General features: G+C 70.0%; 17 protein-coding genes. 13 read left to right on the forward strand and 4 right to left on the reverse strand.

All coding sequences use genetic code 11. From position 1 onward, the window contains the following. Positions 1–17 precede the first annotated feature (17 nt). Together bfr and AC07PA_RS06085 are read right to left on the reverse strand one after the other, a co-directional pair. A complete protein-coding gene (gene bfr, locus AC07PA_RS06080) occupies positions 18–494 on the reverse strand; it encodes a bacterioferritin (RefSeq protein ID WP_494609308.1) in 477 nt (158 codons plus the stop codon). A gap of 191 nt (positions 495–685) precedes the next feature. Continuing rightward, a complete protein-coding gene (locus AC07PA_RS06085) occupies positions 686–1,495 on the reverse strand; it encodes an FTR1 family protein (RefSeq protein WP_494609309.1) in 810 nt (269 codons plus the stop codon). A gap of 350 nt (positions 1,496–1,845) precedes the next feature. On the opposite strand from AC07PA_RS06085, the gene ahpC reads away from it, so the two are divergent. Further along, positions 1,846–2,421 (forward strand): alkyl hydroperoxide reductase subunit C, encoded by a 576-nt coding sequence (ahpC, locus tag AC07PA_RS06090; protein ID WP_007854684.1) that lies wholly within the window; start codon positions 1,846–1,848, stop codon positions 2,419–2,421. 181 nt (positions 2,422–2,602) lie between these two features. Beyond that, positions 2,603–4,210: an alkyl hydroperoxide reductase subunit F gene (ahpF, locus tag AC07PA_RS06095; protein ID WP_494609310.1), complete on the forward strand. Its 1,608-nt coding sequence runs from the start codon at positions 2,603–2,605 to the stop codon at positions 4,208–4,210. Positions 4,211–4,263: 53 nt separating this feature from the next. Here the strand turns inward: ahpF and AC07PA_RS06100 are convergent, their stop codons facing one another. Both AC07PA_RS06100 and AC07PA_RS06105 read right to left on the reverse strand, forming a co-directional pair. After that, the gene (locus tag AC07PA_RS06100; protein WP_494609311.1) at positions 4,264–5,664 is read right to left on the reverse strand and encodes an alpha/beta hydrolase-fold protein; all 1,401 of its coding nucleotides are present in this window, start codon (positions 5,662–5,664) and stop codon (positions 4,264–4,266) included. Next, complete coding sequence (locus tag AC07PA_RS06105; protein WP_494609312.1) at positions 5,651–7,675, reverse strand: TonB-dependent receptor domain-containing protein; 2,025 nt, start codon at positions 7,673–7,675, stop codon at positions 5,651–5,653. The genes AC07PA_RS06100 and AC07PA_RS06105 overlap by 14 nt, the downstream gene beginning before the upstream one ends. Positions 7,676–7,758: 83 nt before the next feature. Here AC07PA_RS06105 and AC07PA_RS06110 point away from each other — a divergent pair, with 83 nt between their 5' ends. The 11 genes from AC07PA_RS06110 (at position 7,759) to AC07PA_RS06160 (ending at position 19,056) form a co-directional block, all read left to right on the forward strand. Further along, positions 7,759–8,781 (forward strand): helix-turn-helix domain-containing protein, encoded by a 1,023-nt coding sequence (locus tag AC07PA_RS06110; protein ID WP_494609313.1) that lies wholly within the window; start codon positions 7,759–7,761, stop codon positions 8,779–8,781. A gap of 154 nt (positions 8,782–8,935) precedes the next feature. Further along, positions 8,936–11,176 carry a TonB-dependent hemoglobin/transferrin/lactoferrin family receptor gene (locus AC07PA_RS06115; RefSeq protein ID WP_494609314.1) on the forward strand — a complete coding sequence of 747 codons (2,241 nt, stop codon included), beginning with the start codon at positions 8,936–8,938 and terminating at the stop codon, positions 11,174–11,176. A 40-nt stretch (positions 11,177–11,216) separates the two neighbouring features. Then, a complete protein-coding gene (locus AC07PA_RS06120) occupies positions 11,217–11,564 on the forward strand; it encodes a hypothetical protein (protein ID WP_494609315.1) in 348 nt (115 codons plus the stop codon). After that, positions 11,561–12,691 (forward strand): hemin-degrading factor, encoded by a 1,131-nt coding sequence (locus AC07PA_RS06125; protein WP_494609316.1) that lies wholly within the window; start codon positions 11,561–11,563, stop codon positions 12,689–12,691. The genes AC07PA_RS06120 and AC07PA_RS06125 overlap by 4 nt, the downstream gene beginning before the upstream one ends. Then, entirely contained in the window at positions 12,681–13,556 is an 876-nt protein-coding gene (locus AC07PA_RS06130) for a heme/hemin ABC transporter substrate-binding protein (RefSeq protein ID WP_494609317.1), read from the forward strand. Before AC07PA_RS06125 ends, AC07PA_RS06130 begins: the two co-directional genes overlap by 11 nt. Continuing rightward, the gene (locus AC07PA_RS06135) at positions 13,553–14,638 is read left to right on the forward strand and encodes a FecCD family ABC transporter permease (RefSeq protein ID WP_494609318.1); all 1,086 of its coding nucleotides are present in this window, start codon (positions 13,553–13,555) and stop codon (positions 14,636–14,638) included. Before AC07PA_RS06130 ends, AC07PA_RS06135 begins: the two co-directional genes overlap by 4 nt. Beyond that, on the forward strand, positions 14,635–15,447 hold the full coding sequence (locus AC07PA_RS06140; protein WP_494609319.1) for a heme ABC transporter ATP-binding protein: 813 nt from the start codon (positions 14,635–14,637) through the stop codon (positions 15,445–15,447). The genes AC07PA_RS06135 and AC07PA_RS06140 overlap by 4 nt, the downstream gene beginning before the upstream one ends. Before the next feature lie 112 nt (positions 15,448–15,559). Further along, entirely contained in the window at positions 15,560–15,940 is a 381-nt protein-coding gene (locus AC07PA_RS06145; protein ID WP_494609320.1) for a hypothetical protein, read from the forward strand. Positions 15,941–16,122: 182 nt separating this feature from the next. After that, positions 16,123–17,358 carry a TolC family protein gene (locus AC07PA_RS06150; RefSeq protein ID WP_494609321.1) on the forward strand — a complete coding sequence of 412 codons (1,236 nt, stop codon included), beginning with the start codon at positions 16,123–16,125 and terminating at the stop codon, positions 17,356–17,358. A 37-nt stretch (positions 17,359–17,395) separates the two neighbouring features. After that, the gene (locus AC07PA_RS06155) at positions 17,396–17,938 is read left to right on the forward strand and encodes a hypothetical protein (RefSeq protein ID WP_494609322.1); all 543 of its coding nucleotides are present in this window, start codon (positions 17,396–17,398) and stop codon (positions 17,936–17,938) included. Beyond that, on the forward strand, positions 17,935–19,056 hold the full coding sequence (locus tag AC07PA_RS06160; protein WP_494609323.1) for an efflux RND transporter periplasmic adaptor subunit: 1,122 nt from the start codon (positions 17,935–17,937) through the stop codon (positions 19,054–19,056). Before AC07PA_RS06155 ends, AC07PA_RS06160 begins: the two co-directional genes overlap by 4 nt. Positions 19,057–19,059: the final 3 nt, after the last annotated feature.

The raw sequence follows: 19,059 nt of genomic DNA on the forward strand, positions 1-19,059 counted from the left end.
CTCGTGAATGGGGGACTTCAGTCCTCTTCGCTCATCTGCGACTGCAGGTAGTTCTGCAGGCCGATCTTGGCGATCAGCTCGATCTGGGTTTCCAGGAAGTCGATGTGCTCTTCGGTGTCGTCGAGGATCTTTTGCAGGATGTCGCGCGAGACGTAGTCGCGCACCGTCTCGCAGTGGGCGATGCCTTCCTTGATGGTGGCCTGGGCGCCTTTTTCGGAGCCCAGGTCGCAGCTGAGGATCTCGGGCACGTCTTCGCCGACCTGCAGCTTGGCCAGGTCCTGCAGGTTGGGCAGGCCGTCGAGCATGAAGATGCGGTCCATGAGCACGTCAGCGTGCTTCATCTCGCCGATGGACTCCTCGTACTCCTTCTTGGCCAGCTTGTCGAAGCCCCAGTGCTTGAGCATGCGGTAGTGCAGGAAGTACTGGTTGATGGCCGTGAGTTCGTTCTTGAGCTGGGCCTGCAGATGGCCGATGACCTGTGCGTCGCCTTGCATGGGGAGACTCCTTGTTATGTTGTTTCGCTCCCGATTGTCGTGAGGCCGCTATGCGGGCGCAAGGCAAGACCCCTTTGTGGCGCATTGGCTGCGTGTGATGCTGAGTTGTGTTCGTGTTTGGTGCCCGCAAGCGGCACGGCCCGCTGCGTTGGCACGCAGCGGGCCGTGATCCCGGAAGGCGGGGGACGGGGTTATTGCGCCCGTGCGTTCTGCGTGGAGGGCGCGGCGGTGGTGGTTGCGCCTGCGGCCTGCTGGCGGTCGCGCCAATGCGCCGCGCCCAGCCACACGGTGGGCACCAGCACCAGGGCCAGCGAGATCATCTGTGCAATCGTGCCTTCGGCCAGGTCCTCGGTGTTGGCATGCCACCAGGCATTGTCGATGCCGGGGATGAGGTTGCCTTCGGTGAACTCGTGCAGCGCATAGACCACGAGCTGCACGGCGAACACGGCCATGAACCACGAGGTCACGCGAAAGAAGCGGCCCAGGTTCACCGCGCGGCCATAGCGCGTCCAGGCCCAGGCGATGGCGGCCGCCAGGGCCAGGCCGGCAAAGCCGCCCCAGACCATGTAGCCCAGCTCGGCGCTGCCGGCCAGCGAGGCCAGCATGGTGGCGGTTTCCACCCCTTCGCGGCCCACCATGAACAGGGCGAACAGGAACACGGCCAGCCAGGCCTGTGGGCCTTCGAGCACGCTGGCGCGATCAATGCGGGCCGCGATCTCCTGCCCCATGCCCTTGCCGGCGCTGCGCATGTGCACCACGCACCAGGCCACGGCGGCGGCGGCCACCAGGGCCATCACGCCTTCGGCCACGGGGGAGAGGGCGCCCACGCGCGACAGCAGCCAGCCCAGGCCCAGCGACAGCAGCAGGGCCACCACCACGCCCGCGCGCAGCGGCGTCAGGAGGTGCAGGCGCCCGGTCTTGCGCAGGTACAAGGTGGCGATGGCCACGACCAGAAGGGCTTCGAGCCCTTCGCGGAAACAGATGAGCAGGGTCTGGAACATGGAGGCAGGTCTTTGCTATGGATGGTGAGCCGGTCCGCCCAAGGGCGAAACCTGGCTCTTGTGACCGGTTCGGAGGGAATTGGCAGCAGCGGCCAAGGCGGTGCCGCGGGGCACTGGCAGCGCCTGCGGCCCGCGGATTATGCGCTTAACGAGAATCAATCTTATTTGGAGTGTTTGACATGGCACAAGGGCCGCGCTTGTGGCCGCCTTGCGGCCAGGTCCGCGGCGGTGCATTGTCTTGATATAGTCATAGGCAATTGATTCAATCAAATCAATTAATTGGATTGATGGCCTTACTGGGCCTAAACTTCATTCCGTAGTCAGTTCAACCCACCCTTAAGGAAACAGCAATGTCCCTGATCAACACGCAAGTTCAACCCTTCAAGACCACCGCTTTCGTCAACCGCAATGGCAAGGGCGAGTTCATCGACCTGACCGAAGCCGATCTCAAGGGCAAGTGGTCCGTGCTGATCTTCATGCCTGCAGCGTTCACCTTCAACTGCCCCACCGAAATCGAAGACGCTGCCGACAACTACCCCGAGTTCCAGAAGGCCGGTACCGAGGTCTACATCGTCACGACCGACACGCACTTCTCGCACAAGGTCTGGCACGAAACCTCGCCCGCCGTGGGCAAGGCCAAGTTCCCCTTGGTCGGCGACCCAACGCACCAGCTGACCAACGCCTTCGGCGTGCACATCCCTGAAGAAGGCCTGGCACTGCGCGGTACCTTCGTGATCAACCCCGACGGCATCATCAAGACCGCCGAAGTGCATTCCAACGAAATCGCCCGCGACGTCAAGGAAACCGTGCGCAAGCTCAAGGCTGCCCAGTACACCGCCGCCCACCCCGGCGAAGTCTGCCCCGCCAAGTGGAACGACGGCGCCAAGACCCTGGCTCCTTCGCTGGACCTGGTCGGCAAGATCTGATCGGCTGATTGCATCGGCACGGCGGCCTTCGGGCAGCCCCCAGCCGGACAGCGTCGTGGCGCGCGTGCGCCATGCCGTCCGGCTTTTTTTCGCCCATTTTTTACGCTCTGTTGCGGACCCGGGCTTGCCACAAGCGGCCTTGGCCCCCACCCTACAAGCCAGAACTCGAAAGGACACCACCATGCTCGACGACCAACTCAAGACCCAGCTTGCCGCCTACCTGGAGCGCGTGACGCAGCCGTTCGAACTGGTGGCCTCCCTGGACGACAGCCAGACCTCCCGCGAGATGCTGGAACTGCTGACCACCATCCAGTCCCTGCGCAGCGACAAGATCAGCCTGCGCACCGATGGCCAGGACGCACGCAGGCCCTCGTTCAGCCTGCAGCGCGTGGGCAGCACGAATTCGCTGCGCTTTGCCGGCCTGCCCCTGGGCCATGAGTTCACCTCGCTGGTGCTGGCCCTTTTGTGGACCGGCGGCCACCCGCCCAAGGTCGAGCCTGAGGTGATCGAGCAGATCGCAGCGCTCGACGGCGACTTCGAGTTCGACGTCTACATGAGCCTGACCTGCCACAACTGCCCGGACGTGGTGCAGGCGCTGTCGCTCATGTCCATCGTCAACCCCAAGATCAAGACCACCGTGGTCGAAGGCGGCGCTTTCCAGAAGGAAGTGGCCGACCGCGAGATCATGGCCGTGCCCATGGTGTTCATGAACGGCCAGGTCTTCGCCTCGGGCCGCATGTCGGTCGAGGAGATCATCGCCAAGCTCGATACCGGCGCCGCCGCACGTGACGCGGCCAAGCTGTCGGCCAAGGCACCGTATGACGTGCTCATCGTCGGCGGCGGCCCTGCCGGCGCCGCGGCCGCCGTGTATGCGGCCCGCAAGGGCATCCGCACCGGTGTGGCGGCCGAGCGCTTCGGTGGCCAGGTCAACGACACGCTGGCGATCGAGAACTACATCTCGGTGCTCGAGACCGACGGCCCCAAGTTCGCCGCCGCGCTCGAAGCCCACACCCGCGCCTACGACGTGGACATCATGAACCTGCAGCGTGCCGACAAGCTGATCCCGGCTTCGGAACCCGGCGGCCTGATCGGCGTGCAACTGGCCAACGGCGCCACCTTGCAATCCAAGACGGTGATCCTGTCCACCGGCGCGCGCTGGCGCAACGTCAACGTGCCCGGCGAAGCCGAGTACAAGAACAAGGGCGTGGCCTACTGCCCGCACTGCGACGGCCCGCTGTTCAAGGGCAAGCGCACGGCGGTGATCGGCGGCGGCAACTCGGGTGTCGAGGCCGCGATCGACCTGGCCGGCCTGGTGGCCCATGTCACGCTGGTCGAGTTCGCCGACCAGCTCAAGGCCGACGCTGTGCTGGTCAACAAGCTCAAGAGCCTGCCCAACGTGAGCATCCACACCAACGCGCAGACCACCGAGATCACCGGTGCCGACGGCAAGGTCAACGGCCTCAAGTACAAGGACCGCGCGACGGGCGAGGAGCACCTGGTGGCGCTCGAAGGCGTGTTCGTGCAGATCGGCCTGGTGCCCAACACCGAATGGCTCAAGGGCACGGTGGAGCTGTCCAAGTTCGGCGAGGTCATCGTCGACTCGCATGGCCGCACCAACCTGCCCGGCGTGTTCGCTGCCGGCGACTGCACCACGGTGCCGTTCAAGCAGATCGTGATCGCCGCAGGCGATGGTTCCAAGGCTGCCCTCAGCGCCTTCGACCACCTGATCCGCATGCCGGTGCTGGCCAAGGCCACGGCCGAAGCCGTGCCGGAAGCCGTGGCGGCATGAACCTGCACGCCCAGCGGTGAAAGCAAGGGAGCCTTCGGGCTCCCTTGGTGTTTTCAGGGGGCTGCCATGCGCTCGCCCAGTAGGTGCACCAGGCCCTGTGCCAGCTCGCCGCGCCAGGCGTAGTAGTCGTGCCCGCCCGCGAACTCCTGGTAGTGCACCGGGTAGCCCTTGGCCTGCAGCACGGTGCGCAGGTGGCGGCTGGTATCGAGGATGCCGCCGCCATCGCCGGTGAGCGTGATTTCCATGAGCCCGGCCGTGATGAAGAAGCGCAGCGGCAGGCGTGCGCTGGCGGCGAACTCGCGCGTGAGCCATTCGCCCTCGCCGAAGCGTTCGAAGTCGGGCGCGCGCGGCACATTGCGCGGCCCCCACCAGAACGAACCCGACAGCGCGAGCACATTGCCGAACACGCCCGGGTGGCGGTAGCCCGCAAACGCCGCGGCCAGGCCGCCGTAGCTGGAGCCGGCCACGACCACGTCGCGCGCGCCGTGCGATATGCCGGGCTGGCGCGCGCGCAGCCAGGGCATGAGCTCGTGCGCGAGGAAGTCGGCGAACCCCGGGTTGGCCGGCAGCTCGGTGCCGCGCAGGGCCGGAGCCGGGTGGCCCACGAACACCGCGGCCAGCGGCGGGATGCGGCGCTGGGCGATCAGTGCGTCGAGCAGGGCGGGCACATCGGCGCGGTCCAGGTAGGCATCGCGGTCGAACAGCACCAGCAAGGGCAGCGGCTGGCCCGTGGCGGGGGTGGCCGGCAGGTACAGGCTCACATCGCGCTCGTTGGCCAGGCGGGTGCTGGCCAGGCGCAGGTGCTCCAGTGTGCCGCGTGGGGCGCTTGCGCCATCGCGCCAGGGCTCTGCCAGGGCACCTGGCAGGCGCAGCACCGAGCGCGGGGCCGTGGGCTCGGCGCTGGCGGGCGTGCGGCTGGGCTGCAGGGGCCAGCGCGCCGCCTGGTTGAGCGGGTCGGGCCGTGCCACGGCGTCCTCAGCCCTTGCGCGCGCCATGCGGTCCGCGCCGGGTGGCACCTCGGCATCGGGCACCAACTGGTAGGAGGCGCGCAGGCCCCGGGGCACGCGCAGGCTCAGGTGCCACACATCGCTCTGCCCGAGCTGCGTGAGTGCAAACTCGTTCTCCGAGCGCATGGCCCAGGAGACCTTGACCGTGCGCGTGGCCGGCGTGCCGCGCCACAGGAAGGTCAGCAGCGCCTCGTCGGCGTGGGCGCCGGGCTCGACCAGCGGACCACCGTGGGCGGCTGCCTCGCGCCAGAAGGCCTCGGTGCCTTCGCCTGCGGCCAGGGCCGCGTGCAGGCGCACGAGGCGCGGGCTTTCGAGGGCTGCCGCCCGTGGTTCGGCAACCGCGGGCGTTGCGGACTGGGCGGGTGCCAGCCCGGGCGCGCAGGCCAGCAGGGCGGCCAGCAGCAGGGCGGTGGTGCGGGCGACGGGGCGCCGGTCAGAACTTCGCATGCAGGGCCAGGTAGTAGCGGCGGCCGTCTTCGTTGAAGTCGGCCGAGGTCGTGCGGTCGAAGGTCTTGTTGGTCAGGTTCAGGATGCCGCCGCGCAGCGTGAGTGCGTCGGTGATGCGCCAGCCCGCGGTGAGGTCGGCGATGGCGTAGCCGGCCTTCTCCACCTTGTTCTGGCCATTGGAGGGTACGCTGATGTACTGGGCGCTGTGGTAGCGCAGGCTGCCGCTCACGGTGAGCTGGGTGGTGGCGCGCCAGTCGGCACCCAGGTTGACGACGTGGCGCGGCCGGTAGGTCAGCGGCAGGGCGATGGCGCCGCTGGTGTTCTTGGCGTCGGTGTAGGTGTAGTTGGCGCGCAGGTTCCAGGCGGCCGAGGGGCGGGCCGCCCAGCTCGCTTCCAGCCCGCGCGAGCGCACGCTGGCGATGTTCTGGTAGCGGAAGATCGGGCGGCCATCGGGCAGGTAGCCGACGAAGTTGTCGTAGCTCGGCGCCAGCGCGCGGTCGGCCGTGCGGTTGGTGATGTCGATCATGTTCTTCAGGTCGGTGTTGAAGAACGTGAGGCCGCCGCTGTGGATGCCTTGGGCGAACTGCAGACCCAGCTCCTGGCTGGTGCCGGTCTCGGGCTTTATGGCGTTGCTGCCCACGATGTAGCAGCCCACCGTGGCGCTGCCGCAGGACACCGATCCCCAGTTGGGGCTGCCCTGCAGCAGCGTGGGCGCGCGGAAGGCGCGCGACACGCCGCCCTTGACGGTGAGGGCATCGCTCAGGTGGTAGACCGCGTAGGCGCGCGGGCTGTTGTGGCCGCCGAAGTTCTCGTGGTGGTCGAAGCGGTTGCCCAGGGTGATGGCGAGCTTGTCGCTGATGCGGATCTCGTCCTCCACGAACAGCGCCCACTGGCCGATGGAGGTCTCGGGGCTGGCATTGAAGCCCGCCGTGCCCGGCAGGCCGCGCAGGTTGGCCGGGTCGTTGAGCTTTTCATGGCGCATGTCGAAGCCTGCCGTGACGAACTGGTTGCCCCAGGCCACGGGCAGGTTGAGCTTGCCGTTCAGGTTGCTGGTGCTGGCCTTGTTGGGGTTGACCTGGCCCGTGACCATGCCGGTGAGGTTGCGGATCTCGTCGGCGGCATAGGTCAGCTCGGTGTTGCCGAAGCCCCATTGGCCCCTGTGGCGCAGCGCCACCGCATCGCGCTCCATCAGAAAGCCCGCGTGGTCGCGCCGGCTGGTGTCCACGTCGGCGGTGATGCTCTGGCGGGTATCGGGCGTGAGGGCCAGCTGCGCGCCGAACAGGCGGTTGCGGATGTGCTGCAGCCCGGTCTGGCGTGTGCCCGCGGCCGGCAGGGAGTTGATCGCGCCGTCGGCATCGCGCTGGTCGTAGGCGCCCGTGAGCTTCAGGCCCAGCAGGTCGGTGGCGATGGGGCCGGCCAGCGAGAAGCCCGCCAGGCGGCTGTCGCCAGCCTGCTTGTCCTGCTGCAGCACGGTCTCCACACGGGCCGAGCCGCGCCACTGCTTGCCCACCGGGCGCGTGATGATGTTGACCACGCCGCCGATGGCGTCCGAGCCATAGAGCGAGGACATGGGCCCGCGCACGATCTCGATGCGCTCGATCTCGTCGGTGGCCACCCAGCCCGTGTCGTAGTCGTTGCCGCGGAACATGGCCGAGGTGGCGTTCACGCGCTTGCCGTCGATCAGCATCAGCGTGTAGGCCGAGCCCAGGCCGCGCAGCTGCACGCCGGGCACCAAGTTGCCGCTGCGGCTGAGCGTCACGCCTTCCACCGTGCCCAGCAGCTCGGCCAGTTCCTGCACGGGGCGGCGCTCGATCTCCTCGCGCGTGATGACGGAGATGCTGGCCGGTGCCTCGCGCAGCTCCTGCTCATTGCCCGACGCGGTGACCACGACGGTGGACAGGGCCGGGGTGGCGGGTGCGTCGGCGGCCGCCTGCGCATGGACCCCGGCAGCGGCGAGGGCGGCGCACAGCGCGGTCAGTGCCAGGGGAAGGGTGTTGGTACGGAAATGCATGCAGTCCTCGGATCTGTTGTATGTTCTAAATGAGAATGAAACCCGTTTATCATTTCACGCTTCCGCCCCCGTGGGCCTCCGCCATGTTTGACATTCCCCCAGAAAGCTTTGCGCTGTGCCCAGAAATGCCCGTCCTCGGGCTGCCCGAGCTCACGCGCAACCTGCATCTGCTGGGCGGCGACTACCAGGTCAGCGGCATGCAGGCGGCACCGCGCGAGGTGCTGCGCGGCAGCATGGAGACCCTGGAGCTGCGCCCCGGCCTGGTGCTCTACCGCACCGAGCTGCAGGACCTGTGCACGCTGCGCACCTCCAACCTGCTGTACCCCGGACTCAAGCTGTGCATGCTGGTGCAGGGCAGTTCCGAGCTGTCGTACGGGCGGCGCAGCTTCGTGCTCGGCCCGGGGGTCGGGCGCACCGCCGCTGCCCTGGTGGCACTGGCCGAACCCGACCGCTTCACGCGCCATTGGCAGAGCGGCCGTGCCGAGCGCAAGGTCTCGCTCACGCTGATGCCCGAGTGGCTGGAGGCCAATGGCGTGGCCAATGGCGCCGTGCGCGCCTTCTGCCGCCAGCACCTGGCCGTGGCGCCCTGGCGGCCTTCGGCGCGTGCCATGGCTCTGGCAGACCAGATCGGCCGCCCACCCGACATGGATCCCGGCCTGCGCCGCCTCTGGCTGGAAAGCCGCTGCCTGGACATCGTGGTCGAGGCGCTGGACGTGATCGCGCGCCAGCCGGGCGCGACGGTAGGGGAGGTGAAGGCCCTGGAGCTGCGCGATGCGCTCGATGCGCGCAGCCACCGCCGGCTGCGCGAGCTGCGCGACTTCCTGGACAGCGGCGGCGCCGACGCCATGCCCCTGGCCGCCATCGCGCGCCATGCGGGCATGAGCGCATCGCACCTGCAGCGCCACTTCCCCAAGGTGGGCGGCAGCTCGGTGGTGGACTACCTGCGCCAGCTCCGCCTGCTGCGCGCGCGCCAGGCGCTGGAGCGTGGTGAGGCCGACGTGGCCGGCGCCGCGGCGCTGGCCGGCTACGCCAGCGCGGCCAACTTCGCGACGGCATTTCGCCGCTGTTTCGGCATCACGCCACGGCAGGCGCGCCAGCGTTTGTGAAGACACAGTTGGAGACAGGTCAATGTGTATTGATAATTATTCTCATATAATTTCTCGATAGCCAGCCACTGCCAGCCCCGCATACCAGGGGTTTCCGGCGTCCGAAGCCAGCTCTGTTTCCACATCCGTCTCAGAGAAAAAAGGGTTTCCTGCCGTGGCGCAACCAGTCAACCAATCCCCCCGTTTCGAACTCCGTCCGCTGGCCTTGCTGGCCGCCTTGGCGTGCGCCTCCTTCACCGGCGCCCAGGCGCAGACCGCGGGCGCACCCGTGCAGATCGTGGCCGCGGGCCCGGCGCTCAAGGAGGTGGTGATCAGCGGTTCGCGCAGCGAGCAGAACCCCGACGACCTGCCGATGAGCATCGACGTGATCAACGCGCGTGCGCTCGAAGAGGGCCAGGTGCGCGACATCCGCGATGCGGTGCGCGAGCTGCCCAACGTGTCCGTCACGCGCTCGCCGGCGCGCTTCTCGCTGGCCAGCGGCTCCACCGGCCGTGAACAGAATGCGGGCTTCAACATCCGCGGCCTGGACGGCAACCGCGTGCTGATGATGGTGGATGGCATCCGCCTGCCGCGCAGCTACGTCTTCAGCGCCAACGCCTTCGGCCGCGACTACCTGGACATGGGCCTGCTGCAGCGCATCGAGGTGGTGCGCGGTGCCACTTCGGCGCTGTACGGCTCGGACGGCATGGCCGGCCTGGTGAACTTCATCACCGTGGACCCCGAAAACTTCCTCAAGGACGGCAAGACGCTGGGCGGCCAGGTGAGCGCCGGCTACGATGGCGACGACCACGGCAAGCGCCTGGGCGCCACGGTGGCCGGCCGCGTCAACGACACGGTGCAGTGGCTGGTCAGCGGCAGCGTGAACCGCGCGCGCGAACTCGACAACATGGGCACCAACGATGCGGCCAACGCCGACCGCACCCTGCCCAACCCGCAGAAGGACCAGGGCGGCGCGCTGCTGGCCAAGGTGGTGCTCACCCCCGGCGGCGGCCAGCGCCACGCCTTCACGGTGGAGCATGTGGACAAGACCTCCGACTACGAGCTGCTCACCGCGCGCTCCAAGCCGCCGCTGGCGGCCACGTCCACGCTGTCCTCCCATTCGTCCACCGACATGCAGCGCAGCCGCGCCACCTGGGAGGGCAGCTGGCGTCTGAACGCAGGCTTTGCCGACGACGTGAAGGCCACGCTGAGCTTCCAGGACGCGCACTCGCGCGAGTACGCCTTCGAGGACCGCAGCACCGCCGCCGACCGCGTGCGCGACGTGACGTACGACGAGCGCAGCTGGCAGGCCAATGTGCAGGGCAGCAAGGTGCTGCGCACGGGCGGCAACTGGGTGCAGAAGATCACCTACGGCATCGACCATTCGTCCGCCAAGGTCACCAACCTGCAGGACGGCGTGACGCCGCCCGTGGGCGAGACCTTCCCGCTCAAGCGCTTCCCCGACACCACCGAAACCAGCACCGCGCTGTATGTGCAGGACGAGATCGTGAACGGCCCCTGGAGCGTGACGCCCGGCGTGCGCTTCGACACCTTCCGCATCAAGGCCGACCAGAGCGGTTTCGGCGCGCAGGCGGTCTCGCTCTCGGGCAATGCCACCTCGCCCAAGCTGGGCCTGCTGTACCGCGCCACCGACGCCTGGAGCGTGTTCGGCAACTACGCGGCGGGCTTCCGTGCGCCCAACGCCGGCCAGGTCAACGCCTTCTTCGAGAACCCGGTCAGCAACTACAAGACGGTGCCCAACGGCAACCTCAAGCCCGAGAAGAGCCAGAACTTCGAGATCGGCGTGCGCGGCCGCATGGATGCGCTGTCCATCGAAGCCGCTGCCTTCACCGGCCGCTACAAGGACTTCATCGAGGACCTGCGCCAGGTGGGCGGCACCGGTGCGCCGGGCAACCCGCTGGTGTTCCAGTCGGTCAACATCGGCCGCGTCAAGCTCAATGGCTTCGAGGTCAAGGGCGATGTGCGCTGGGGCAGCTTCGCAGGCGGTCAGCTGAGCACGCCGTTCGCCTACGGCCAGACGCGCGGGCGCGACACCGCCACCGGCAAGCCCGTCAACACCGTGGACCCCTCGCGCCTGACGGCTGGCCTGCGCTACGACACCAGCGCTTTCATGGTGCGCCTGGACATGACGCACGCCGCCGCCAAGAAGGCCGAGGACGTGACCCTGGCCACGGGCAGCACGCAGTACCTCACGCCCTCGTACACGGTGCTGGACCTGTCGGGCCAGTGGCGCATCCGCAAGGACCTGCGCCTGAACGCCGGCATCTACAACCTGACCGACAAGAAGCACTGGCGCTGGGCCGACGTGCGCGGCCTGGCCGCCAACGCCAACTTCATCGACGCCTATAGCCAGCCCGGCCGCGCCGTGCGCGTGTCGCTGGTGGCGGACTTCTGATCGACCGTTCGAACCCATCCATCACGCAAGGAGACAGACCATGAGCCATGCATCCGACAGCCCCGCCTCCAGCGGCCATTGCGACGAGGAGTACAGCCTGCCCTGCGCCGAGGCGCTGCTGGCCGGCACCCTGGCGCTGATGACGGGCTATGTGCAGGCCTGCTGCGACAGCCACCGCGATGCGATGGGCCGCAAGATCACCGCCAACCTGCAGATGCTGGCCGACGCCGAAGGCTTCACGCCGCATTTCCGCACCGTGGTCTGGAGCCTGCAGGGCCGCTGGGCCCAGCAGAGCGCCGGGCAGGCGGCCGATGCCGCGAATGCGGCCCTTTCCGCGGCAGAGCAGCGCCGCGCGCTGTGGATCCCCGCCCCCGAAACCGTCCAATGAGCATGACCTCTTCCCACCAACCCGACCCCAACGGCGTGCGCCTGCAGACGGCCCCCGCCATCCGCGAGCAGTTCGCCGCCATGCGTGCCACCGGCAAGCGCGCCAAGGATGCCGCCGAGGCCCTGGGCCTGTCCGAAGGCGCGGCCATCGCCGCCCATGCGGGCGAGCACGAACACCCGCTCAAGGCCGTGCCGCTGCAGGGCTCGTGGCTGCAGCTGCTGCAGTCGCTCGAAGCCTGCGGCCCGCTGATGGCGCTGACGCGCAACGAGGGCGTGGTGCACGAGAAGACCGGTGTCTACATGAACATCTCGGCCACGGGGCCGGTGGGCATCGCCTTGAGCGAGGACATCGACCTGCGCCTGTTCTTCGCACAGTGGCATGCGGGCTTCGCGGTGACCGAGGCCGCCGCCGACCCGGCACGCCCGCCCCAGCGCAGCCTGCAGTTCTACAACGCCCACGGGCGTGCGGTGCACAAGGTCTTCGTGCGCGAGGCCACCGACCTGGCCGCGCTCGATGCCGTGGTGCAGCGCTTTGCGCAGCCGAGCGCGGGCTATGTGTTCGGCGCCGCGCCGCCGGCCGAGGTGCCGCGGCCCGATGCCGAGATCGACGCCGCCGGCCTGCGCGCAGGCTGGGCCGCGATGCAGGACACGCACGAGTTCTTCGGCCTGACCAAAAAGTTCGGCGTGGAGCGCCAGCAGGGCTTTCGCCTGGTGGAAGGGCAGTTCGCCTGGCGCCTGGCGAAGGAATCCGTCACCGCCGTGCTGCAGCAGGCAGCGGCGGGCGGCCTGCCCATCATGGTCTTCGTGGGCAGCGGCGGCTGCATCCAGATCCACACCGGCCCCGTGGCCAACATCAAGCCGCTGGACACGCCCGGCGGTGCGCAGTGGATCAATGTGCTCGACCCCGGCTTCAACCTGCACCTGCGCACCGACATGGTGGCCAGCGTGTGGCTGGTGGAAAAGCCCACCGCCGACGGCGTGGTGACCTCGGTCGAGGCCTTCGACCATGCGGGCGAACTGATGGCCATGTTCTTTGGCGCGCGCAAGCCAGGCAAGCCCGAGCTGCAGGGCTGGCGCGACCTGGCAGCCGGCTTGCCACGACTGCAGGAGCTGGCCCATGCTGCGTGATACCGGGTTGATCGAGCGCCGCCACCTGCTGCGCGGTGCTGCGGCATTGCCCTTGTCCCTTGCCTTGGGCCAGGCCCATGCCGCAGGGGCTGCGCGCATCGTCTCGCTGGGCGGCGCGCTGACCGAAGTGGTCTACCTGCTGGGCGCGCAGGCGCAATTGGTAGGCACCGACACGACGAGTCTGTTCCCCGAGGCTGCGCTCAAGACCGCCAAGGTCGGCTACATGCGCCAGCTCTCGGCCGAGGGGCTGCTGTCCCTCAAACCCGATGCCGTGGTGGGCACCACCGAGGCCGGCCCGCCCGTGGTGCTGGACCAGGTGCGCAGCGCCGGCGTGCGCGTGGAACTGGTCAAGGCCGACCACACCTGGGACGAGGTGCAGCGCAAGGTGGCCACCGTGGGCCGTGTGGCGGGCCGCGAGCGCGAGGCCGCCGCCCTGCAGGCCGATCTCGATGCCCAGTGGGCGGCGGTGCAAAAGAGCGTGGCCGCGGCTGCGCGGCGCCCGCGCGCGATCTTCATCCTCTCGCACAGCGGCAGCCCCATGGTGGCGGGCACCGGCACCGCGGCCGACGCGCTGATCCGCTTTGCCGGCGGCACCAACGCCATCACCCAGTTCGCGGGCTACCGGCCGCTCACGGCCGAGGCCATGGCCAGTGCCGCACCCGATGTACTGCTCAACAGCACCCAGGGCATCGAGGCGCTGGGCGGCGAGGCGGCCTTCTGGCAGCGGCCGGAGCTTGCGCTCACGCCCGCCTTTCGCCGCAAGGCCCTGGTGACCATGGAGGCCAGCCAACTGCTGGGCTTCGGGCCGCGCCTGCCTGGCACCGTGCGGGAGATCCAGGCGCGCCTGCAGGCGATCACCGCGTGAGCGGGCTGGCAGCCGCCGTGCAGCCGGTCCCGCGGCGCGCTCCAGGGCGCCTGTCGCAGCGCACCGCGCTGGCGCTGGGCCTGGCGCTGGTGGCGCTGGCCTTTGTGTGGGCCAGCACCCAGGGGGCCTACGCCATCGCACCGGCCCAGCTGTGGCAGGTGCTGCTGCAGGCCGTGGGCGCTGCAGCGGTGCCCGAGCAGGCGCCCGAGTACCTGGTGTTTGTCAACATCCGGCTGCCGCGCCTCTTGATGGGCGTGGCCGCCGGGGCTGGCCTGGGCCTGGCCGGCGCGCTGATGCAGGGGCTGTTCCGCAACCCGCTGGCCGACCCCGGCCTGATCGGCGTGAGCAGCGGCGCTGCGCTGGCCGCGGCGCTCACCATCGTGCTGGGCAGCCACTTCCTTCCCGACATGCCGCGTACCCTGGGCAGCTGGTCGCTGGTGATCACGGCCTTTGGCGGTGGACTGGTGGTCACGGCGCTGATCTACGGGTTGGCGCAGGCCGATGGCGGCACGCGCATGGGGCTCATGCTGCTGGCGGGCGTGGCCGTCAATGCGCTGGCGCTGGCGGGCCTGGGCTACCTCAACTTCATCTCTACCGACGAGCAGCTGCGCAACATCCAGATGTGGCTGCTGGGCAGCCTGGGCGGGGCGCGCTGGAGCGCCGTGGCCCTGGTGGGCAGCGTGGTCGCGGTGGCCTGCGGCCTGGGCCTGGTGCTGGCGCGCCCGCTCAATGCGATTGCCCTGGGCGAGGCACAGGCTGCGCTTTTGGGCGTGCCGGTGGAGCGCACCAAGCGCCTGGCCGTGCTGGTCACCGCACTGGCCGTGGGCGCGGTGACCGCGGCCACGGGCATCATCGGCTTCATCGGCCTGGTGGCACCGCACTGGGTGCGCCTGGTGGCCGGGCCCGACCACCGCGTGGTGCTGCCCTGCTCGGCCCTGCTGGGCGCCACGCTGGTGCTGGTGGCCGACGTGGTGGCGCGTACCATCGTCAAGCCGGCGGAGCTGCCGCTGGGCGTGCTCACCGCCTTCATCGGCGTGCCCTTGTTCCTGGCCATGCTGCGCCAGTTCCGGAGCAAGGTATGAGCGCCAATCCGCTTTGCGCCGGTGATCCACTGGTGTGCGATCAGTTGGGGGTGGGCCTGCCGGGCCGGCCATTGCTGGCCACCGTGCATGCCCGTCTGGCCCCGGGGCGTTTCACCGCGATCCTCGGCCCCAATGGTGCGGGCAAGTCCACGCTGCTGTCCATGCTCTCGGGCCAGCGCGCGCCGCGCTCGGGTGCGGTGAGCCTCGGGGGCCGGGCGCTCTCGGCCATTGCCGCGCTGGAGCTGGCGCGCCTGCGCGCCGTGCTGCCGCAGGAGACGGCGGTGGCCTTCGATTTCACGGTGCAGGAGGTGGTGGAGATGGGGCGCTTTCCCCACCGCCAGTCGCCCAGCCGGCACGAGGCACGCATTGCCCACGAGGCCATGGAGGCCACGGGCGTGGCCCACCTGGCGGGACGGGGCGTCAACACCTTGTCGGGCGGCGAGCGCGCACGCGCCCACCTGGCCCGGGCACTGGCCCAGATCTGGGAGCCCCGGCCCGACGGCGCCACGCGCTGGCTGCTGCTCGATGAACCCACTGCCGCGCTCGACCTGGCGCACCAGCACCAGGCCATGGCCCTGGTGCGCCGCTGGGCGGTGGAGCAGGGCATCGGCGTGGTGGCCGTGCTGCACGATCTGAACCTGGCGCTGCGCTATGCGCACGACGTGGTGCTCATGGGCGCGGGGCGCTGCGACGTGGGGCCCACAGGCGAGACGCTGGACGCCGCCGCCATTGCGCGTGTGTGGGGCGTGCAGTGCTCCGAGGTGCGCGCCAGCGATGGCACGCCGCAGTTCCTGGTGGCGGCCGGATGAAGCGCAGATGACGATTCGGTCATCTGCCGGCGCCTTGCCCTTGGGCGCATGGGGATATGCGCAGTGGCGCATGCTGCGCCGCGCCATCTTGTCACTAGAATGCGCGCACACCATGCGCCGCCTGCTCCTTGTCTTTTTGCTGCTGTTCATGCCGCTCCAGTCCATCTGGGCCGCGGCATCGCCGTACTGCGGGCACGAGGCAGCGCCGCAGGCATCGCACTTCGGCCACCACGTGCACGAGCACCAGGCCGATGGCGCGCATGCAGCGCCTTCCCTGGCGAGCGAAACACCGGACCACAAGGGCCTCGCCACCTCCGGCACGGCGGACATGGACTGCCATGCCTGCCACGGCGTGGGCAGCGGCATGGCCTTGAGCGCCAGCGCCCAGGCCATCGTGGTCTCGGTGGGCCGTCCAGCGCCCCAGATGGCACCGGCCTGGGTGCACCCCCCGCTTTCCCGCCCCGAACGCCCCAACTGGTCCGTCCTCGCCTGAGCGGCGAGGCGGGCTGCGGGTAGCCCCTTCCTGACGATTCCACGCTGCCCTGGTGGGCAGCCGCGGTGCGCGCGTGCGTGCCGGGTGTCGTGCCTTGCCGATTTCAACCCCGTGGCCCCCGGCCACTGCAGAGGAATCGGATGCAACGAACGAGAAGAACGAATCACACCCCACAGTTGCGCATGGCGGCCGTGGTCGCCCTGGCGTGGGCACTGGCCGGCAGTGCCGCACTGGCCCAGTCGCCACCGGCACCGCCACCGCCACCGCTCACGCTCACGCTCAAGGCCTTGTTCGACAGGGCCTGGGAGCGCCAGCCCGAGGCGCAGTCGGCCGCGCTGCGGCGCGAGTCGGCGCAGGCCGCGCGCAGCGGCGCGGCGTCCTGGACGGCCGAACCTGCGGCGCTGGAGCTGTCCACCAAGACCGACCGGCCCGGCAGCAACCAGGGCAGCCGCGAGGTCGAGCTGGGCGTGGCCCTGCCGCTGTGGCTGCCTGGCGAGCGCGCACGCAAGGCCGCGCTGGGCGATGCCGAGATCAAGGCCGTGGAGAGCCGCCGCCTGGCCGCCCAGCTGCAGCTGGCCGCCAGCGTGCGCGAGGCCTGGTGGGCGCTGCAGCGTGCGCAGGCCGAGCTGGGCCTGGCGCAGGACCGGCTGCAGAGCGCGCAGCAGCTCGCAGCCGACGTGGCGCGTCGTTTCAATGCCGGCGACATGGCGCGTGCCGACCAGACCCAGGCCGAGGGTGCCGTGGCCCAGGCCGAAGCCGCCGTGGCCGAAGCCAGGGGGGCACGCGACGTCGCGCAGGCGGCCCTGGCGGCCTGGGGCGGCAAGGAGGTGCTGGCCGACGCTGCAGAGCCCGAGGCGGAAGCCTTGCCCGCGGCCGGCCTGCCCGCCGACCACCCGGCCGTCGCCGACTGGCAGGACCAGGCCGAGGTGGCGCGCCGCGCCGCCGACCTGGCCGCCGTACATACCCGCGCCAACCCCGAGCTGACCGTGGCTGCCACGCGCGGGCGCGAGCAATCGGGCGAGCGCTACCTGCAAAGCTTCACCGTCGGCGTGCGCGTGCCCCTGGGCGGCGGCGACCGTGCGCGCGCCAAGGAGGCCGCCGCACGCGCCGACGCACTCGGCGCCGAAGTGCGCGCCCGCGTCGAGCAGGACCGGCTGGCTGCCGACGTGGCCGCTGCCACGGCGCGTGTGAAGGCCACCCAGGCCCAGCGCGAGGCCATGGCCCGCCATGCGGCACTGGCGCGTGACACGCGCGGTTTCATCGACAAGGCCTTCCGCCTGGGCGAGGCCGACTGGCCCACGCGCCTGCGCGTGGAACTCGAAGCCGTGCAGGCCGAGCGGCAGCTCGCGCGTGCCCGCATCGATGCTTCCGCCGCCGTCTCCACCTTGCGCCAGGCCCTGGGCCTGTTGCCGCAGTGAGCGCCCCGCCTCCCCCGAACCCATTTTTGTGACCACCATGCAATTCCCTTCTTTCTTTACCGCCCTGGGCCTGGCCCTGGTGCTGGGGTTCACGCCCCTGTGGGCCCATGCCCATGGCGACGATGGCGCAGCACCCGCCGCTGCGGCCGGCACGTCCCTGCCACGCTTTGCCGCCACCTCCGACCTGTTCGAGCTGGTTGGCGTGCTCGATGGCAAGCAGCTCGCGCTCTACCTCGACCATGCGGGCGACAACAGCCCCGTGAAGGAGGCGCAGCTGGAGCTGGACATTGCCGGCACCCGCGTGCCCGTGACCCGCGTGGCGGACGGCGAGTTCCAGGCCGCGCTGGCGGCACCGCTGGCCGAGGGCATGAGCCCCGTCACCGCCACCGTGGTGGCCGGCTCCGAGACCGACCTGCTGGCCGGCGAGATCGACGTGCATGCCGACGCACATGCCGCTGCCGAGCCCACAGGCCGGCGCAAGGCTTGGGTGGCGGGCGTTGTCGCTGCCGTGCTGGCGGCCTTGGCCGCCGTGTGGGGCCTGCGCCGTGGCCGCACCGCCCGCGTGGGAGGTGCAGCATGAAGCATTGCATTGCAACGCGCACCCTGGCGGCCTTGCTGCTGGCCGCCGGCCTGTACGCCCCGCTGGGCGCTGGGGCCGGCGAAGGCCATGACCATGGCGATGCCCCTGCGGCCGCCGACGGCAATGGCCCCAAGCGCCAGCCCGATGGCAGCGTGTTTCTGCCCAAGCCCGCGCAGCGCCAGCTCGGCGTGCGCACCCTGGTGGCGGCCGAAGGCCGCCATGCCAAGGCCTTCGAGCTGGCCGGCACGGTGGTCATGGACCCGAATGCCGGTGGCAAGGTGCAGGCCGCGCTGGCCGGCCGGCTGGAGGCCGGGCCCAAGGGCCTGCCCGGTGTGGGCCAGGCGGTGCGCAAGGGCGAGGTGCTGGCCTATGTGGTGCCCACGGCGGGCGCCATCGAGCGCTCCAACCAACTGGCCCAGCAGGCCGAGCTGCGCGCGGCGCGCGACCTGGCGGCACGGCGCGTGGCGCGCCTGAAAGAGCTGGCCGACACCGTGCCGCGCAAGGAGATCGAGGCGGCCGAGAGCGAGCTGCACAGCTTCACCCAGCGCCTGGGCGCGGTGGGTGCCGGCCTGTCCACGCGCGATGCGCTGGTGGCACCGGTCTCGGGCGTGATCGCCTCGGCCAATGCCGTGGCGGGCCAGGTGGTGGATGCGCGCGAGCTGCTGTTCGAGGTGGTGGACCCGGCGCGCCTGCGCGTGGAGGCCCTGGCCTACGACACGGCCCAGGCCCACAGCGTGGCCGGCGCCGCGCTGGCCGTGGGCGGGCAGCGCGTGCCGCTGCGCTTCCTCGGGGCGGCGCGCAGCCTGCGCGAGCAGGCATTGCCGCTGCAGTTTGCCGGTAACTCGGCCGTGCTCGGCACTTTGGCCCTGGGCCAGCCCGTGCGCGTGTTCGTGCAGTCCACCGAGCAGGCCGCTGGCGTGCAGGTGCCCGTGGCTTCGCTGCTGCGCAACCCCGCGAACCAGACCATCGTCTGGGTCAAGGAGTCGCCCGAGCGCTTCGTGCCGCGCGTGGTCACCTTCGTGGCGCTCGACGGCAGCTCGGTGGCCGTGACCTCGGGCCTCAAGGCCGGGGACCGCGTGGCCACGCAGGGCGCCACGCTGATCAACCAGGTCCGCTGAGGG

It is taken from the genome of Acidovorax sp. GW821-FHT09B03, from assembly GCF_059418305.1.

Excerpts from the sequence above, each read along its gene's own strand:
- ahpC (WP_007854684.1), top strand. The coding sequence starts at position 1,846 with ATGTCCCTGATCAACACGCAAGTTCAACCCTTCAAGACCACCGCTTTC.
- AC07PA_RS06155 (WP_494609322.1), top strand. The coding sequence starts at position 17,396 with ATGCAATTCCCTTCTTTCTTTACCGCCCTGGGCCTGGCCCTGGTGCTG.
- AC07PA_RS06125 (WP_494609316.1), top strand. The coding sequence starts at position 11,561 with ATGAGCATGACCTCTTCCCACCAACCCGACCCCAACGGCGTGCGCCTG.
- bfr (WP_494609308.1), bottom strand. The coding sequence starts at position 494 with ATGCAAGGCGACGCACAGGTCATCGGCCATCTGCAGGCCCAGCTCAAG.
- AC07PA_RS06150 (WP_494609321.1), top strand. The coding sequence starts at position 16,123 with ATGGCGGCCGTGGTCGCCCTGGCGTGGGCACTGGCCGGCAGTGCCGCA.
- ahpF (WP_494609310.1), top strand. The coding sequence starts at position 2,603 with ATGCTCGACGACCAACTCAAGACCCAGCTTGCCGCCTACCTGGAGCGC.
- AC07PA_RS06100 (WP_494609311.1), bottom strand. The coding sequence starts at position 5,664 with ATGCGAAGTTCTGACCGGCGCCCCGTCGCCCGCACCACCGCCCTGCTG.
- AC07PA_RS06160 (WP_494609323.1), top strand. The coding sequence starts at position 17,935 with ATGAAGCATTGCATTGCAACGCGCACCCTGGCGGCCTTGCTGCTGGCC.
- AC07PA_RS06085 (WP_494609309.1), bottom strand. The coding sequence starts at position 1,495 with ATGTTCCAGACCCTGCTCATCTGTTTCCGCGAAGGGCTCGAAGCCCTT.
- AC07PA_RS06120 (WP_494609315.1), top strand. The coding sequence starts at position 11,217 with ATGAGCCATGCATCCGACAGCCCCGCCTCCAGCGGCCATTGCGACGAG.
- AC07PA_RS06145 (WP_494609320.1), top strand. The coding sequence starts at position 15,560 with ATGCGCCGCCTGCTCCTTGTCTTTTTGCTGCTGTTCATGCCGCTCCAG.
- AC07PA_RS06140 (WP_494609319.1), top strand. The coding sequence starts at position 14,635 with ATGAGCGCCAATCCGCTTTGCGCCGGTGATCCACTGGTGTGCGATCAG.
- AC07PA_RS06130 (WP_494609317.1), top strand. The coding sequence starts at position 12,681 with ATGCTGCGTGATACCGGGTTGATCGAGCGCCGCCACCTGCTGCGCGGT.
- AC07PA_RS06110 (WP_494609313.1), top strand. The coding sequence starts at position 7,759 with ATGTTTGACATTCCCCCAGAAAGCTTTGCGCTGTGCCCAGAAATGCCC.
- AC07PA_RS06105 (WP_494609312.1), bottom strand. The coding sequence starts at position 7,675 with ATGCATTTCCGTACCAACACCCTTCCCCTGGCACTGACCGCGCTGTGC.